Source organism: Bradyrhizobium sp. (assembly GCF_035701725.1).
Lineage (GTDB): Bacteria > Pseudomonadota > Alphaproteobacteria > Rhizobiales > Xanthobacteraceae > Bradyrhizobium.
This window is the reverse complement of record NZ_DASSRP010000096.1, coordinates 14,434-30,578: the sequence shown is the minus strand read 5'-3', so window position 1 is coordinate 30,578 and position 16,145 is coordinate 14,434. Positions and strand designations below refer to the sequence as shown.

Here is a 16,145-nt window from a genome sequence, read left to right as displayed (position 1 = left end):
GATGAGCCGTTTTCGGCGCTCGACGCCTTGACCCGCGGTACCTTGCAGGACGAGGTCCGCCGCATTTGCCTGGAGACCGGCCAGACCGCCTTCATGATCACCCACGATGTCGACGAGGCGATCTATCTTGCAGACAGAATTTTTCTGATGACCAACGGTCCGGGCGCGGTGCTTGCCGAGGTCGTCGAAAACCCGCTGCCAAAGGATCGCGCGCGCATCGATCTGCACCGCCACCCGTATTATTATGCGCTGCGCAACCACATCATCGATTTCTTGGTCAGCCGCAGCAAGAGTTTTGCGGCTGAGGCGTCCGATTACGATCCGCGTCGGGTGCCGATGGTGCGGATCGGCAAACCGGAACTGGCGATCGCAACCACTTCCGATGCGCCACAGGATATGCAGAAATCATCGACAGGGACTTCCGGCTGACGCCGGCGATCAAGAAGGGAGTGAAGCATGAAACGATCCGATCTCACCGAGAAGCTGCTCGACATCAAGCGCGAGAAGGGTTGGAGCTGGAAATACATCTGCGAAAAGATCGGCGGCTATTCGGAAGTACTGATCGTCGGCGCCTGTCTCGGCCAGATGAAGCTGACCAAGCCTCAGGCGGCCAACGCCGGCGAATTGTTCGGACTTTCCAAGTCCGAGATCGCAATGCTCAACGAAGTGCCGATGCGCGGCGCGCCGATGCCGCCGACCGATCCCTTGATCTATCGTTTCTACGAACTCGTCATGGTCAACGGCCCGGCCTGGAAGGCGCTGATCGAGGAAGAGTTCGGCGACGGCATCATGTCGGCGATCGATTTCGACATGGTGATGGAGCGCTTGCCCAATCCGAAGGGCGACCGCGTCAAGATATCGATGTCGGGCAAATTCCTGCCGTACAAATATTACGGCGCCAGCGGCAACGTGCCGGAATATGGCTTCAAGGAGGGGTGAGACGCGTGAGCGGCGAATAGCACGTAAGGTTGGAGGATCGATGCCTCCCGTTCGCTACCTGCTATTCGCAACTCGCTATTTGCGCATTGCGTCGCTCGCGAAATAGATTTCGTAAGTCGCGGCGCCCGCCACATAGATCCCGAGCAAGATCATTGGTCTCCGCGATTTCGACGATCGGCGTCGACAATCTTACCGGCCGCCAGGACATCGTCGCGGTGACGCGACAGGGTGGCTTCCTGAGCGCGGCGTCACGGCGGCTGTTGGAAATCGTTCGCGCGCATTACACCGCCGACCGCATCACGATGGATAAGGGAAGCGCGCGAACGAGACGGCCGCGTGCGTTGCGTGGCAAGCGGCCTCGCCGAAGGAAGTGACTTATTTTCCTGCCTTCACTTCCGCGATGGCCTGCATCATCAGCTCGGTCATGCGCGCGAGGATTTCGTCTTCCGTAATGGCCTCCGCGACGAGGTCGTCTGCGACGCGGGCGACGACGGCCTTGTCACCGCCTTCGGCAAAGGCCGCGGCTACGACTTCCCTGGCATAGGTCGTAGCCGCCTCTCCGGTGATGCCGAGCTTGCCGGCCGCCCACAGCCCAAGCAGCCGATTGCGCCGCGCCTCCGCCTTGAATTTCAGCTCCTCGTCCAGGGCGAATTTCTTCTCGAAGGCTTCCTCGCGCTTGTCGAAGGTGGTCATGATTGGGGTTCCCTCCCGGCGCTCTTTTGGGCCGCGCGGCCGCGCATTGCGGCCAGGCCCGCCGATGCCTAGATGATAAACGAAATTCTTGAGGAAAAAGAGCGGCAAAGCCGCTGGTTTTACACGGTAAAAGTCGCCTCTCGCGAGGGCTGGTCGATTGTACTGGGTAGGCCAATCGGATAGGGTCGATTCCGGGCTTGGTTCTCGTTCTGTTTCTAGTCCCTGGCCTTCACGGCAGCTCCGTCGTGGGTCGTCCCTCTTGGCATCCGGAGCACACCAAATTCATGGATTTCAACAACACACGGTACATCCCAATGAGCCGTCGACGCCGCATTTATGAAGGCAAGGCCAAGGTTCTCTATGAGGGTCCGGAGCCGGGAACCCTGATCCAGCACTTCAAGGACGATGCGACCGCGTTCAACAAGCAAAAACACCAGGTGATCGAGGGCAAGGGTGTCCTCAACAACCGGATTTCCGAGTACCTGTTTCAGCACCTCAACGACATCGGGGTGCCAACCCACTTCATTCGCCGTCTCAACATGCGCGAGCAACTTATTCGCGAAGTCGAGATCGTGCCGCTGGAGGTGGTGGTGCGCAATGTCGCCGCCGGCTCGCTGTCACAGCGCCTCGGCATCGAGGAGGGCACGCAGCTGCCGCGCTCGATCATCGAATTCTACTACAAGAACGACCAGCTCAACGACCCCATGGTCTCCGAAGAGCACATCACGGCGTTCGGTTGGGCCACCCCGCAGGAGATCGACGACGTCATGGCGCTTGCCATCCGCGTCAACGATTTCCTCACCGGGCTTTTCCTCGGCATTGGCATCCGTCTGGTCGATTTCAAGATGGAATGCGGAAGGCTGTTCGAGAACGAGATGATGCGGATCATCGTCGCCGATGAAATCTCGCCGGATTCGTGCCGGCTGTGGGACATCAAGTCGAACGAGAAACTCGACAAGGATCGTTTCCGCAGGGATCTCGGCGGACTGCTCGAGGCCTACACCGAAGTCGCCAAGCGTCTCGGCATCCTGATGGAGAACGAGCGGCCGGCGGGCTCTGGCCCCGTATTGGTGAAGGGATAAGGGTGTCGTCTTGAAAGCACGTGTCACCGTTACGCTGAAGAACGGCATTCTCGATCCGCAAGGCAAGGCCATCGAAGGCGCGCTGAAATCGCTCGGCGTCGACGGCATTGCCAGTGTTCGTCAGGGCAAGGTGTTCGATATCGAGCTTTCGGGCGCCGACAAGGCGAAGGCCGAAGCGGCATTGAAAGATGCCGCGGACAAGCTTCTCGCCAACACCGTGATCGAGAATTACCGGGTCGAAGTTCTGAGCTAATCACCGATGAAATCCGCCGTTCTCGTTTTTCCCGGAATCAATCGCGAGCGCGACATGGCGCGCGCATTGAAACTTGCCTCCGGCAATGAAACCGCGATGGTCTGGCATGCCGAGACCTCGCTGCCTGCCGGCACCGATCTCGTGGTCGTCCCGGGCGGATTTTCCTACGGCGATTACTTGCGCTGCGGCGCGATCGCCGCGCGCGCGCCCGTGATGGACGCGGTGCGCGATTTCGCCGCCAAGGGCGGCCTCGTGCTCGGCGTCTGCAACGGTTTTCAGATCCTCTGCGAAGCCGGACTGTTGCCGGGCGTGCTGATGCGCAATGCCGGGCTGAAATTCATCTGCAAGGACGTCCATCTTCGCGTCGAGCGTTCAGACTCGCCGTTTACGCGCGGCTACAATGCCGGCCAGGTCATTCGTGTGCCGGTTGCCCATGGCGAGGGCAACTACGAAGCCGATGAAGAAACGCTCAAGCGCCTGGAGGGCGAGGGGCGCGTGCTCTACCGTTATTGCTCGGCCGACGGCGCGGTCGATGAAGACGCCAACATCAATGGTGCAGCGCATTCGATCGCCGGCATTGCGAACGAGCGCGGCAACGTGCTCGGCATGATGCCGCACCCGGAAAACCACGTCGAGGACATCATGGGCTGCACCGACGGCCGCGGCCTGTTTGCGGGTCTTGCGGCGCACGTGGCGAACGCAGCTTAGGTTCCCGGGAAACCCACGATTTTCCGTTGCCGTCAGCTTGCAATCTGACTGCAGCAGCGGGCCGTCCGCGCCCCTCTCGCAACCCATTCTTAACAAGCCGACAACTCTCCTGGAGCGAACCAACGCGCCGCAATCACATTGTCTATGGATAGGGGTAGGGAATGCAGGAGTTCATCCATGACCACGAAATGGCTTTGTACGACAGCAATCCTTCTTACCTTCGGCGGCGGAATTGCGATGGCGCAGTCGCCGTCGGATTCGCAGAAGAATCGGGAACACCAACGGTCCGCTTCGCCAAGGGAACCCGGCAGGTCCGCCGCAGGCGAAGAGCACCTGGGCGGTGCGTCGAAGGCATCGAAGCCCGGCGAAGCCCGTTCCAGTGAGAGGGAAGGCGCGCGGGAACCCCACACGGCGGCTGGCAACGAGCCGAACTCGAATGCAAAGACGCACGAGCAACAGCGCTCCGAGCGGCAGCCTGACCAAAAGACTGAAAAAATGGGCCGTAGCGAGCACCAGCCGCCCACGACCACCGGACAGAACGAAGATCGCGGGAGGTCAGCGCGCGAGGCGGAACAGCGTGGACAGAACCGGCAGGGCGCCTCAGATCGCGAGCAGGACAAGAGCAAGCAAAGCGAGCGCCAGCAGAAGGACCAGAACCAGCGCGCGGCGCAGTCGCCGCAAAATCCCAATGAGCGCCAGAACGCCAAGGAGCGAGTTGGGCAGGAGTCCGGACGCAATCAGGCGGCACAGCCTCAGAAGGACGGCAACTCGCAAGCCAATCAGACAACGCGGCCGGGCGATAATGAGCGGCAGCGTCAAACCGTCGGTCAAACGCAGGATCGCTCGGGTAAGCCCGGACAAACGTCCGCCAACCAGGATCAGCGCACATCCGCGAACCGGGATCAGCGCGCATCGATCAACCAGGATCAGCGCAAGCAGGTGGTTGATCGGTTGCGAAATGAGAAAGAGTTCGCGCGCGAAAATCAGAACATCAATATTCGCCTGAATGTCGGCGAGCGGCTGCCGGACAATGTGAGGCCGCGTCGGTTGCCGCCCGACATCGTCGAGATCGTGCCGCAATACCGCGATTACGATTACACCGTGATCGACGACCGGGTGGCGGTGATTGATCCGCGAACGCGGGACATCGTCGATGTGATCGACGAGGGCGGCGGCGGCTATGCCAGCCAGGGATACAGCCAGGGATACAGCCAAGGGTACAGCGGCGGTGGCTCACGCATCACGCTTTCATCCGACGAGCGCCAGCAGCTTCTGAAACAGGCGCCCACGACGGTCGGTTCGGCAGGCGGCAATTCCTGCATCACCCTGCAGCAAGTTCCTGAGGAATTGGCGCGCCAGCATCCCGAGCTGGCCTCTGACCGCTACATCACGATCGGTGATCAGATCGTGGTGGTCGATCCGAACCAACACAAGGTTGTGCAGGTCATCGACTAACCCGCAAGCTGCTTTCCCTTCCATTCGCCTCGCGGCGGATGGAAGGGAATTCATTCGGCAGCAAGATGCTGCCCGGGAAGGACTTTCCCCGAATTCCATGCTCGTTCGTTCGATTGGACGGCAGATCGCCGATGCACCCTCATCCAAAGCTCTGGACAGGCCCAAAATGCATCGTAAAAGGCCTTTTCCCCGGCCTCTGATGTACCTAATAACGGGTTATGCGAGCCACCAACGAACCCCAGATCACTCCCGAACTCATCGCCAGTCATGGTCTCAAGCCGGACGAATATGAGCGTATCCTCAAACTGATTGGGCGCGAGCCGACGTTCACCGAACTCGGCATCTTTTCGGCGATGTGGAACGAGCATTGCTCATACAAGTCCTCGCGTATCCATCTGCGCGGACTGCCGACGAAAGCACCCTGGGTGATTCAGGGCCCCGGCGAGAACGCAGGTGTCATCGATATCGGCGACGGCCAGGCGGTGGTTTTCAAGATGGAGAGCCACAACCACCCGAGCTACATCGAGCCCTATCAGGGCGCAACCACCGGCGTCGGCGGCATTCTGCGCGACGTCTTCACCATGGGCGCGCGTCCGATCGCCTGCCTCAACGCCCTTTCGTTCGGCGCGCCGGAACATCCGAAAACACGCCATCTGGTGTCGGGCGTCGTCGCCGGTGTCGGCGGCTACGGCAACTCGTTCGGCGTTCCAACGGTCGGCGGCCAGGTGCGCTTTCACACCCGTTACGATGGCAACATCCTCGTCAATGCGATGGCCGTGGGGCTCGCCGATGCCGATAAGATCTTCTACGCGGCCGCATCCGGCGTGAACATGCCGATCGTCTATCTCGGCTCCAAGACCGGGCGCGACGGCATTCATGGCGCCTCGATGGCGTCGGCCGAATTCGACGATGACTCGGCCGAAAAGCGCCCGACGGTGCAGGTCGGCGATCCCTTCGCCGAAAAGCTGCTGCTGGAGGCGTGTCTCGAGATCATGGCCGCCGATTGCGTGATCGCGATCCAGGATATGGGCGCGGCGGGGCTGACATGTTCCGCCGTTGAGATGGGCGCGAAGGGCGATCTCGGCGTCGACCTCGATCTCGATGCCGTGCCGACGCGCGAGACCGGCATGAGCGCCTATGAGATGATGCTCTCGGAAAGCCAGGAGCGCATGCTCATGGTGCTCAAGCCCGAAAAGGAGAAAGAGGCGGAAGCGATCTTCCGCAAGTGGGGGCTCGATTTCGCGGTCGTCGGCTACACCACGCCGAGCAAGCGGTTCCGCGTCAAGCATGGCGGCGATATCATGGCCGACCTGCCGATCAAGGAACTCGGCGACGAGGCCCCGGTCTATGACCGGCCGCATGTGGCGCAGACCGCAAAGCCGGTGATCGCCGCGCGCGAAGTCAAGCCGCCGATCGGGGTCACGGAGGCGCTGCAAAAACTGATCGCCACGCCCGAGCTTTGCTCGAAGCGCTGGGTCTGGGAGCAGTACGACCACGTCATTCTCGGCAACACCGTGCAGCGGCCGGGCGGCGATGCCGCCGTCGTGCGCGTAGAGCAAGGGCCGAAGGGGCTTGCGCTGACGGTCGACGTCACGCCTCGCTACTGCGAGGCCGATCCTTATCAAGGCGGTATGCAGGCGGTCGCCGAAGCCTGGCGCAACATCACGGCGGTCGGCGGCCGGCCGCTGGCGATCACCGACAATCTCAACTTCGGCAATCCCGAGCGCCCCGAGATCATGGGCCAGTTCGTCGGCTGCCTGAAGGGCATTTCGGAGGCCTGCCGCGCGCTCGATTTCCCCGTCGTCTCCGGCAACGTCTCGCTTTACAACGAAACCAACGGCCGCGGCATCCTGCCGACACCCTCGATCGGCGGCGTCGGCGTGCTCGATGATTTCACCAAGTCCGCCTCGCTTGCTTTCAAGGCGGCGGGTGAAGCGGTGCTTTTGATCGGCGAGACGCAAGGCTGGCTTGGCCAGTCCGTTTACCTGCGCGACGTCTGCGGCCGCGAAGAGGGCGCACCGCCGCCGGTTGATCTCGCCGCCGAAAAACGCAACGGCGATGTGGTGCGCGGCAAGATCCGCGCGGGCACCGCGACCGCGGCGCATGACATCTCCGATGGCGGTCTCTTGATCGCGCTTGCAGAGATGGCGATCGCCAGCGGCATCGGCGCGCAGTTGCTCGCAGCACCAGCTTCGATCGTACCGCATGCTTATTGGTTCGGCGAGGATCAGGCGCGTTATGTCGTTACCGTGCCGGCGGAGCAGGCGGGCCTTGTGCTCGCCAAGATGAGAGGCGCCGGCGTGCCGTGTGCGCGGATCGGCACCACGGGCGGGGATACGATTGCGATCGCCGGCGAGGAGGCTGTTTCAGTGGCTGCGCTGAAGGACGGTTTTGAGAGCTGGCTTCCGGCCTATATGGCGGGCAAAGCCTGATCTTCGCGCGCTTCGCGTTTTTCGCGGCTATAGCACGTGCTTTGCGCCGGGGATCCGCCGCAAAGCCAGCGTCGCCAGCCAGCTGACCGCAAGCGTCAGCACGAACACGATCAGCGCCTTCAGTACCGCGGTCACCTGTTGGACGGGCGCGAGCGTGATGCCGTACAGCGCATATTGCAGCCAGAGCAGCGGCACGTAATGAACGAGGAAAATTCCGAACGAGTTTTCCCGGAGCGGATCAAGAATGCTCATGCCGCGGCTGTCGAATTTCAAGAACAGCGCGATCAAATTGATGGTCTGCGATGCGCTGAAGCAGGCAAAGAAGAAAGCATGGGCGGCATTCCACCATGGCGGCGGATCGTTCGGATCGGGCAAATATTCACGCTTGTAGAAGATGAGCGCGATCAGACCGGCATAGGTCACGATAGTTGCCAGCAGCCAGGCCGGCCATTGCCGCGCCAGTTCGCCATCCTCCGATAACAGGCTGCGGTCGCCGCCCACGGCACCGATACCGACCCCGACGAAAAAATACAGCAGATACAAGATCGTCCGGTCCGCTTGCACCGCTAGCGGTCCGAGCGTGAGCCATCGTCCGATGCCGAGATAGAATTCCAGCGGCGCATAGACGATGACCGATGCGGCGAGAAACAGCCAGAAGGCGTAGGATGGGCGCTCCAACTTTGCGGTCGGCAACCGTCCGATGGCGTCGACCAGGCCGGGAGCCGCGAGAAAGACGGCGGCCGCACATAGATCAAGGCCAAACAGCACGGCGAGAAACCAGATCGGACCGCTCTCCCAGGGGCCGACCGTGATCGTCTTCCACCAGAATGCGACAAGTCCTGCGCCCGGACCTGAGGTGCGAAGCTCCACCGCGTAATAGGCAAGCGGCATTAAAAAGACCGCCCCGATCGCGAATGGCAGGCCAAGGCGCAACAGCCGTCCACGCAGGAAATCGCCTACGCCCCTGCGCTTCAGGCTGGGCCAGGTGAACAGCCCCGACAGCAGGAACATCGCCGCCATGAAGTAGCTGTCGTTGAAGGTCACGAGGGCATCAAAGCCGAGGAAGGACTGCCGATCGGTGTGTCCGTAGTAGGTGTAGGGGATGACCGAGTGATGCAGCAGCACCATGATGATGATGCAGCTTCGTGCGCGGTCGAACGCCTGATTGCGCGCGCCCGAAGTCGACTTGGCCTCGACCGGTTTGGTTCCGATCGCTCCAGTGGCGGCAGGCAAGACGACGCTCATGCAGGTCCCGGTGGGTTGTTGGCGGACGATGTTGCCATGGAATAGCGCGGCTTGGAAAATGAACCGCTCACGGCGCCGTGAAAACAAGGCGCTGCGCACAGGAACTTTCGCGAAAGGCTCGAAGTTAAGCCCCGCAGAACGGCTGGCCTGGACGGCCTGGAGGATCTTATGACGCTTCTGAAGTGGGCGCTGGTTTTCTTCGTGATATCAGTGATCGCCGGTATCCTGGGCTTCACCGGCATATCGGCCGCTTCGGCCGATATCGCCCGTTTTCTGTTCTACGTGTTTGTCGTGATCTTCCTGGTCCTCTTGATCCTGGGACTGACGATCTTTCGGGTGTAGCGATTGCCTCGTCAATTGCGAGGAGCTCGCGACAAATTTGCAGGCAAATTTGCGTCGAAGCGACGAAGCAATCCAGGCCCAAAAGCCTGGATTGTGCGCGGAGCCTGTCATCGGGCGGGTGTTCGCCCGACCCGTTGGCTCGTAATGACGCGAGGCGGCTGGCTTTACACCACTTCCTCGATCTTGACCTTGTCCGGGTAGAAGGCGAGATGGCCTGAAATTTCCGTCATCGCAGGAAACGGATTCTCATAGGTCCAGATCGCATCAGCGATGGTCTTGCCGTCGGCTACGATGCTGAAGTAACTCGCATCACCCTTGTACGGACAATGCGTGGTGCGTTCGCTGCGCTTCAACAGCGCCATGTTCGCATCCTTGCGCGGCAGGTAATTCACCGCCGGATAGCTTGCTTCCTTCAGCGAAAGAGCGTCGCTGGATTCGGCAATCACGACGTTCCCTGCGGAAACGCGCACGCGCCGCGGATTGGCCGTGATTGTGATCGGATGGTCGGGGCCGGGTAATTTCATGGTCATCCGCCTTTCGACCCGTGCCACGCCGGGCCTTCCTGTGATCTGTCGATCAAATATAGTGCAGGAAGGCGTGACCCAGAAGGCCATTCGCGCTAAGTTGAAACCAGCGGCGGACCGGGGGCCGCACTGAGTCAACTGAGATTGCCGAAAAGGAGATATCCGGAAATGCCGATGGACGCCCACGATATCGAATCGATGATCAAGGCCGCGATTCCCGATGCCGAGGTGACGATCCGGGATCTTGCCGGCGACGGCGATCACTACGCGGCCACCGTGATTTCCGAATCCTTCCGCGGCAAGTCCCGCGTTCAGCAGCACCAGCTCGTCTACCAATCGCTTCGCGGCCAGATGGGCGGGGTGCTTCACGCGCTCGCCTTGCAGACCGGCGTGCCCGAGTAGCTAGCCCGACCCGGTCAATCAGCCGGGTGTCGGCATAGGGAGCAAGCAGGGCGCCATGGCGTCGGATACTGAGCGCGGGGCGCTGTTTCGGCCCATCGTGCCCAAGCAACATAGCCGGGTCACTTACGCCGAATTGCTGTTCGACCTGGTGTTCGTGTTTGCGGTCACCCAGGTCTCGCACACGCTGCTGGCGCATTTCACGATGCTCGGCGCAATCCAGACCGTCCTGCTGTTGCTCAGTGTGTGGTGGGTCTGGGTCTACACGTCATGGGTGACCAACTGGCTCAATCCCGAGCTCACGCCGGTCCGCATCCTTCTCTTTCTTCTGATGCTCGGCGGCCTCGTGCTGTCGACCTCGATCCCGAAGGCCTTCGATTCGCGTGGCCTGTGGTTTGCGATCGCCTATGCCGCCATGCAAGTCGGCCGTACGGTCTTCTGGCTGCTGTCGACGCCGCGCGAACGTACCGCCGCGCGGATGAATGCGACCCGCATTCTGGTCTGGCTGTCGGTCTCGGGCATCTTCTGGATCGCCGGCGGAGTGGCCGATGGCGAAAAGCGGCTGGTGCTGTGGGCGGTCGCGCTGGCCATCGAATATGTCTCGCCGGCGGTGCGGTTCTGGATTCCGAAATACGGCGCCTCGACGGTCGCCGACTGGTATGTCGAGGGCGGCCACCTTGCCGAGCGTTGCGCCGGCTTCATCATCATCGCGCTCGGCGAATCCATCGTCGTCACCGGCGCGACCTTTGCCGATCTGAAATGGACCTTCGAGACCGTGTCCGCGTTCCTGTCGGCCTTCGTCGCGGCGCTTGCGATGTGGTGGATCTATTTCCACAAGGGCGCGGAAGCAGGCTCCGAGCTGATTTCGAATTCAAGCGAGCCGGGCCGGCTGGCGCGGCTTGCCTATACCTACCTGCACCTGCCGATCGTCGCCGGCATCATCCTGTCGGCGGTAGCCGACGACGTCGTGCTGCAGCACCCGGCGGCCCATTCCGATGCACGGGTGATCGTGAGCGCGGTTGGCGGCCCGATGCTGTTTCTGGTCGGCGCGATCCTGTTCAAGCTCGCGATCCGCGGCTGGCTGCAGCTCTCGCACGGCGTCGGCATCATCGCGCTCGGCGTGCTCGGCTGGTACGGCGAGGGGCTATCGCCGCTGATGCTCTCGATTGCCACCACCGCGTTGATGGTGATCGTCGCAATCTGGGAATCGCTATCGTTGCGTTCAGGTCCGAAACGGTCGGCCGCTGACCAAGCTCAATCGGAAGCGACCAGCGCGTGAACCGAAAACAACCCGCCTTCATCGGTCCAGGATTGCACGAGCGACCAGCCTGAAACGCGCGCGAGCAGCGCGAAGCGCTCGATCGAATATTTGTAGCTGTTCTCGGTGTGGATGCTTTCGCCGGGGCGGAACGAGAACCTGTTGCCGAGCACTTCGGCTGTCAGCGCCTTCTTGCTGATCAGATGCATCTCGATGCGATGCCGGTCGCGGTTGTAGACCGCGCGATGAATGAACGCGCCGACGTCGAAATCACCGCCAAGCTCGCGGTTGATCCGGTGCAATACATTGAGGTTGAAACGCGCGGTCACGCCGGCGGCATCGTTATAGGCGTCGTAGAGCGTACGCTCGTCCTTCTCCAGATCGACGCCGATCACCATTTGCCCGCCTTTTCCGAGGATGGTGCGCGCGCTCTTGAGGAATTTGCAGGCTTCGCCCGGTTCGAAATTGCCGAGCGTCGATCCCGGGAAGAATCCGACCTTCGGCATGTCGCGCACGGCGTCCGGAAGCGCGAATGGCGCCGTGAAATCCGCGGTCACCGGATGAACGGCGAGACCGGGATAATCAGCGCGCAAGGCCTCCGCCTGCGCGTTGAGAAACTCGCCGGAGATGTCGACAGGCACATAGGCCCCGAGCCGGCATTCGCCGAGCAGGAGCCGCACCTTGGTGGTCGAGCCGGCGCCGAATTCCACCAACGCCGCGCCGTCCGGGATGATCGCGGCGATTGCCGGGCCATGAGTACGCAGGATCGAAAGCTCGGTCCGGGTCGGGTAATATTCCGGCAGAACCGTGATCTGTTCGAACAGCTCCGAGCCGGTCGCATCGTAAAAATACTTCGGCGACAGCCGTTTTGGCGCCCGCGACAGGTCTTGTATGACGTCGCGAGCAAATACCGATGTTGGCGCATCGAAACGGTGCGCTTCGGCCAAAGCGGTGGCGTGCACGTTCATGACAATCTCCCGGACGCGCTTTTCTAGCGCGATTGCAGTCAAGAATTTTTCAAAGCGCGGTATCGCGCCTTGGCTCATACGTTAGCTGACGTAGTCGGCGAGCCTTAAGCCGGTGAACTGCCAGCGGTGGTGGGGGTAAAAGAAGTTGCGATAAGTGACACGGCTATGACCGCCGGGCGTCGCCAGCGAGGAGCCGCGCAGCACGAGCTGGTTGACCATGAACTTGCCGTTGTATTCGCCGAGCGCGCCTTCGATCGCGCGATAGCCCGGATAAGGCGAATAGGCGCTGCGGGTCCATTGCCAGACGATTCCGAAGGCGTCGTTGAGGAGCCCTGCGCGAGCGGCAACCTCCCATTCCATCTCGGTCGGCAGATGCTTGCCGCGCCAGCGTGCGAACGCATCCGCCTCGTAATAGCTGATGTGGCAGACTGGACTTTCGGGATCGACCGGCTTGAGGCCCGCGAGCGTCATCACGTGCCATTTTCCGTCGATCTCGCGCCAGTGCCCCGGCGCCTGCCACTGCTCGTTGCTGACAACCGCAAACCCGTCCATCAGCCAGAGCGTCGGCGTCGTGTAGCCGCCGTCCGCCATGAAGGCGATCCAGTCGGCATTGGTGACGAGATTGCGCGCGAGGCGAACGGGGCCGACCAGCGCCCGATGGACCGGCTTTTCATTGTCGAAATGGAAACTGTCGCCGGCGTGCCCGATCGCGTGAATACCCTCGTTGAGGTCGACCCAGTCTTCGCCGGAGCCGCTCGGACTGGGGAAGCGCCAGGAGCCGTCATAGGCCGGCGAGATCGGGTTTTGGGCAAAGGCGTGCAGGATGTCCGTGAACATCAGCTCCTGATGCTGCTGCTCGTGGTTGAGGCCGACCTCGACCAGCGGCGCAATCGCCGCAAGTTTTTCGTCATCGGCTTCACGGAAGAATTTCACGACCGCCGCATCGACATGACGTCGATAGGCCGTGATTTCGTCAGCGGAGGGCCTGGTCAAATCGCCGCGCCGGGCGCGGGCGTGCCGGGGCCCCGCGCTGACATAATAGGAGTTGAACAGGAAGGCGTAGTCGGGGTGGTAGGGCTCGTATCCGGTACAGTGCTCGCCAAGCAGAAACTGCTCGAAAAACCATGTGGTATGGGCACGGTGCCATTTGGCGGGGCTGGCATCCGGCATGGACTGGATCAACTGGTCCTCGGCGCTGAGCGGCCCGGCGCGACGTTCTGTCTCGTTTCGCACTGCAAGAAATGCGGCGGTCAGCTCGTCTGCGAGGCTGGTTTTTTCGGGAAATAACGACGGGCGAGAGGCGGCAATGGCGGATACGGTTTGCGTCACTGGGGTCTCCGGGTCGCAAAGGAGAACGCTGGCCTCGGAGCCAGGTTCCTCGAGAACAGCCTGTCCTAGATAGGGGTTCCTATCGGGGAAAAAAGCCTCCCTCGGGCTAAACGAGATACGGGCCGATCGTCGCGTCCGTTACCCCCGATCTTGCCCCCGCATGGCAGCTCCGACCGCCAAATTGCTTTGGGTGCACAAACGTTTGGGGTACATATATGGGAGTCGCGAAAGGGGCTGGCGGCATACGGCCGGCAAGCCCGAGTGGGTGTCTCACCCACCCCAAAAGGAAGAGATTATGAGCATCGAGCAATTCATCGACAACGAAGTGAAGTCGAACGACGTCGTGCTGTTCATGAAGGGCACGCCGCAATTTCCGCAGTGCGGGTTCTCCGGACAGGTCGTTCAGATCCTCGATCACATCGGGGTCGGCTACAAGGGTCTCAACGTCCTTGAGTCCGCCGAGCTTCGCAACGGCATCAAGACCTACTCCAACTGGCCGACCATCCCACAGCTCTACGTGAAGGGCGAATTCGTCGGCGGCTGCGACATCGTGCGTGAGATGTTCCAGGCCGGCGAATTGCAGCAGCTCTTTGCCGACAAGGGCGTGGCAGTCACAACCGTCGCCTGATCTTGACCGCCCGCCTGGTCGGCGGCGTGAGGCTTGAGGTCGTCGTCGCCGATATCACGACACTCCGTGTCGATGCCATCGTCAACGCCGCCAATGCATCGCTGCTTGGCGGCGGCGGAGTGGATGGCGCCATTCACCGCGCCGCGGGACCCGATCTGCTCAGGGAATGCCGCAGCCTTGATGGCTGCGCGACTGGCGACGCCAAGATCACGGGCGGTTATCGCCTGCCGGCAAGTCACGTGATCCATGCCGTCGGTCCGGTGTGGAGCGGCGGCCAGCGCGGCGAGGATGAATTGCTCGCTTCCTGCTATGACCGCGCCATCGACCTCTGCCGCGAAAACAATCTGGCTTCGATCGCCTTTCCGGCCATCTCGACCGGGATCTACCGGTTTCCCGCGGATCGCGCCGCAAGGATCGCGGTTTCGACCACCATCGACGCGCTCAAGAGGGCGCCTGGCGTCCGCCGGGTGATCTTCTGCTGCTTCTCAAAGGACAGTGCCCATCTGCACGAACTGGCCGTGGCGGAGTTCGGCGAGCCTTGTCCGGATTGAGCACGCAGCTACACTGCCGTGACGTTTGACACCCCAGGCAGTCGGTGAATGCGATGACGGGTCCGCGAAGGACGAGCAGCTTCGTGGCCCGGTCCGCAGCCGCATTGACGCTGCTTACTTTCGCCATCGGCCTCAGCCCAAGCCCGGCCGAGTCTCCGACCACCGTTGCGAGCGGCTTTTCGGCTGCCGGACTAGATCATGTCCGCAACTACATCCGCAACGAGGCCGCAACCGCAAAAATTCCCGGCGCGGTGCTTCTGATTCAGCAGCATGGCCACCCCGTGCTGTTTGAAAGTTTCGGCCTGAGGAATCCCGACAGCCAAACGCCGATGACGCCGGACAGCATCTTCCGGCTCTATTCGATGTCGAAGCCGGTCACGTCCGTCGCCGCGATGATTTTGGTCGACGACGGCAGCGTCGCGCTCGACGATCCCGTGTCGAAGTTCATTCCGGCTTTTGCCGAGACGCAAGTTGCAGTCGAGAAACGCGACGACCGCGGCCACGAGGTGCTCGTCACCGAGCCTGCCGCGCGCCCGATCAAGATTCTCGATCTGTTGCGTCAGACCTCCGGCATCACCTACGGATTTTACGGCGACAGCCCGGTTCGAAGACTCTATCCGGAAAGCGGGCTGTTCGAGGGAGATTTCGACAATGCGCAGTTCGCCGAGCGACTGGCGAAATTGCCGCTGGCCGAACAGCCGGGCACGCTTTGGGACTACGGCCATTCGACCGATATTCTCGGCCGCGTCATCGAGGTCGTGTCCGGACAGTCGCTGTTCGAATTCGAAAAGCAGCGATTGCTCGACCCGCTCGGTATGCATGATACTGCCTTTCACGTCGATGACGCCAAGCGCGACCGCGTCGTCGAGCCGCTACCCGGCGATCGCTTCAAAGGCTCGATCGCGGGCCTCGGCGATCCGGTGTTGAGGCGGCGATGGGAATCCGGCGGGGCCGGGATGGTCGGCACCATCGGCGATTACGCGCGCTTCGCGCAAATGCTGCTCAACGGCGGCACGCTGGATGGCAGGCGGTATTTGAAACCGGAGACGGTCAAGCTGATGGTGTCGGATCAGCTCGGGCCCATCACGAAGATCGCGCGCGACCAGTATTATTTTCCGGGCGACGACAGCAGCTTCGGCCTCGGTTTTGCGGTGCGCACCGTTGCAAATCCGCCGCTACCGGCCGGCGAATATCGCTGGGACGGCGTTGGCGGCACGTTCTTTTTCGTCGATCCGCAGGATGATCTTTTCGTCGTCTGCATGATGCAGTCGCCGTCGCAGCGCCAACGCATTCAGGTCGAATTAAAGGCGCTGATCTATCAGGCCTTGCAGAAATAGGC

Annotated in this window: 18 protein-coding genes and 1 pseudogene; 14 read left to right on the top strand and 5 right to left on the bottom strand. The window is 61.7% G+C overall.

The features are described 5' to 3' along the window. The 3 genes and pseudogenes from VFL62_RS05205 to VFL62_RS05195 all read left to right on the top strand — a co-directional run. A pseudogene (locus tag VFL62_RS05205) lies at positions 1 to 429 on the top strand (ABC transporter ATP-binding protein); the annotation flags it as partial. 27 nt (positions 430 to 456) lie between these two features. Further along, entirely contained in the window at positions 457 to 939 is a 483-nt protein-coding gene (cynS, locus tag VFL62_RS05200) for a cyanase (RefSeq protein WP_325171306.1), read from the top strand. Between the two features lie 152 nt (positions 940 to 1,091). Further along, positions 1,092 to 1,313, top strand: a complete 222-nt coding sequence (locus VFL62_RS05195; protein WP_325171305.1) for a hypothetical protein — start codon at positions 1,092 to 1,094, stop codon at positions 1,311 to 1,313. A 1-nt stretch (position 1,314) separates the two neighbouring features. On the opposite strand, the gene VFL62_RS05190 is transcribed toward VFL62_RS05195, so the two are convergent. Next, the gene (locus VFL62_RS05190) at positions 1,315 to 1,632 is read right to left on the bottom strand and encodes a DUF1476 domain-containing protein (RefSeq protein WP_325171304.1); all 318 of its coding nucleotides are present in this window, start codon (positions 1,630 to 1,632) and stop codon (positions 1,315 to 1,317) included. A gap of 314 nt (positions 1,633 to 1,946) precedes the next feature. On the opposite strand from VFL62_RS05190, the gene purC reads away from it, so the two are divergent. The 5 genes from purC (at position 1,947) to purL (ending at position 7,562) form a co-directional block, all read left to right on the top strand. After that, positions 1,947 to 2,714 carry a phosphoribosylaminoimidazolesuccinocarboxamide synthase gene (gene purC, locus VFL62_RS05185; protein WP_325171303.1) on the top strand — a complete coding sequence of 256 codons (768 nt, stop codon included), beginning with the start codon at positions 1,947 to 1,949 and terminating at the stop codon, positions 2,712 to 2,714. A 10-nt stretch (positions 2,715 to 2,724) separates the two neighbouring features. Then, positions 2,725 to 2,967 (top strand): phosphoribosylformylglycinamidine synthase subunit PurS, encoded by a 243-nt coding sequence (gene purS / locus VFL62_RS05180; RefSeq protein WP_325171302.1) that lies wholly within the window; start codon positions 2,725 to 2,727, stop codon positions 2,965 to 2,967. A 6-nt stretch (positions 2,968 to 2,973) separates the two neighbouring features. Further along, positions 2,974 to 3,675 carry a phosphoribosylformylglycinamidine synthase subunit PurQ gene (gene purQ / locus VFL62_RS05175; RefSeq protein ID WP_325171301.1) on the top strand — a complete coding sequence of 234 codons (702 nt, stop codon included), beginning with the start codon at positions 2,974 to 2,976 and terminating at the stop codon, positions 3,673 to 3,675. 177 nt (positions 3,676 to 3,852) lie between these two features. Next, positions 3,853 to 5,130: a DUF1236 domain-containing protein gene (locus VFL62_RS05170; RefSeq protein ID WP_325171300.1), complete on the top strand. Its 1,278-nt coding sequence runs from the start codon at positions 3,853 to 3,855 to the stop codon at positions 5,128 to 5,130. A 218-nt stretch (positions 5,131 to 5,348) separates the two neighbouring features. After that, positions 5,349 to 7,562 carry a phosphoribosylformylglycinamidine synthase subunit PurL gene (purL, locus tag VFL62_RS05165; protein ID WP_325171299.1) on the top strand — a complete coding sequence of 738 codons (2,214 nt, stop codon included), beginning with the start codon at positions 5,349 to 5,351 and terminating at the stop codon, positions 7,560 to 7,562. 27 nt (positions 7,563 to 7,589) lie between these two features. On the opposite strand, the gene VFL62_RS05160 is transcribed toward purL, so the two are convergent. Next, the gene (locus tag VFL62_RS05160) at positions 7,590 to 8,807 is read right to left on the bottom strand and encodes an acyltransferase (RefSeq protein WP_325171298.1); all 1,218 of its coding nucleotides are present in this window, start codon (positions 8,805 to 8,807) and stop codon (positions 7,590 to 7,592) included. Between the two features lie 168 nt (positions 8,808 to 8,975). On the opposite strand from VFL62_RS05160, the gene VFL62_RS05155 reads away from it, so the two are divergent. Next, entirely contained in the window at positions 8,976 to 9,149 is a 174-nt protein-coding gene (locus VFL62_RS05155; RefSeq protein ID WP_325171297.1) for a DUF1328 domain-containing protein, read from the top strand. A 164-nt stretch (positions 9,150 to 9,313) separates the two neighbouring features. Here VFL62_RS05155 and VFL62_RS05150 read toward each other — a convergent pair whose 3' ends face one another. Continuing rightward, positions 9,314 to 9,673 carry a DUF427 domain-containing protein gene (locus VFL62_RS05150; RefSeq protein ID WP_325171296.1) on the bottom strand — a complete coding sequence of 120 codons (360 nt, stop codon included), beginning with the start codon at positions 9,671 to 9,673 and terminating at the stop codon, positions 9,314 to 9,316. Between the two features lie 168 nt (positions 9,674 to 9,841). Between VFL62_RS05150 and VFL62_RS05145 the strand changes: the two genes are divergently transcribed. Together VFL62_RS05145 and VFL62_RS05140 are read left to right on the top strand one after the other, a co-directional pair. Continuing rightward, positions 9,842 to 10,075: a BolA family protein gene (locus VFL62_RS05145; protein ID WP_072822577.1), complete on the top strand. Its 234-nt coding sequence runs from the start codon at positions 9,842 to 9,844 to the stop codon at positions 10,073 to 10,075. 55 nt (positions 10,076 to 10,130) lie between these two features. Further along, positions 10,131 to 11,351, top strand: coding sequence for a low temperature requirement protein A (locus VFL62_RS05140; protein WP_325171295.1), 1,221 nt, complete (start codon positions 10,131 to 10,133; stop codon positions 11,349 to 11,351). Here the strand turns inward: VFL62_RS05140 and egtD are convergent. Together egtD and egtB are read right to left on the bottom strand one after the other, a co-directional pair. Then, positions 11,327 to 12,298 carry an L-histidine N(alpha)-methyltransferase gene (gene egtD, locus VFL62_RS05135; RefSeq protein WP_325171294.1) on the bottom strand — a complete coding sequence of 324 codons (972 nt, stop codon included), beginning with the start codon at positions 12,296 to 12,298 and terminating at the stop codon, positions 11,327 to 11,329. The two genes, VFL62_RS05140 and egtD, sit on opposite strands and share 25 nt — an antisense overlap. 81 nt (positions 12,299 to 12,379) lie before the next feature. Next, the gene (gene egtB / locus VFL62_RS05130; RefSeq protein WP_325171293.1) at positions 12,380 to 13,627 is read right to left on the bottom strand and encodes an ergothioneine biosynthesis protein EgtB; all 1,248 of its coding nucleotides are present in this window, start codon (positions 13,625 to 13,627) and stop codon (positions 12,380 to 12,382) included. Positions 13,628 to 13,922: 295 nt separating this feature from the next. Between egtB and grxD the strand changes: the two genes are divergently transcribed. From grxD to VFL62_RS05115, 3 genes are read left to right on the top strand one after another with little or no spacing between them, the layout of a single operon-like run. Next, on the top strand, positions 13,923 to 14,255 hold the full coding sequence (gene grxD / locus VFL62_RS05125; protein ID WP_325171292.1) for a Grx4 family monothiol glutaredoxin: 333 nt from the start codon (positions 13,923 to 13,925) through the stop codon (positions 14,253 to 14,255). After that, positions 14,252 to 14,806, top strand: a complete 555-nt coding sequence (locus tag VFL62_RS05120; RefSeq protein WP_414644612.1) for an O-acetyl-ADP-ribose deacetylase — start codon at positions 14,252 to 14,254, stop codon at positions 14,804 to 14,806. Before grxD ends, VFL62_RS05120 begins: the two co-directional genes overlap by 4 nt. Before the next feature lie 53 nt (positions 14,807 to 14,859). Further along, positions 14,860 to 16,143 carry a serine hydrolase domain-containing protein gene (locus tag VFL62_RS05115; protein WP_414644611.1) on the top strand — a complete coding sequence of 428 codons (1,284 nt, stop codon included), beginning with the start codon at positions 14,860 to 14,862 and terminating at the stop codon, positions 16,141 to 16,143. Positions 16,144 to 16,145: the final 2 nt, after the last annotated feature.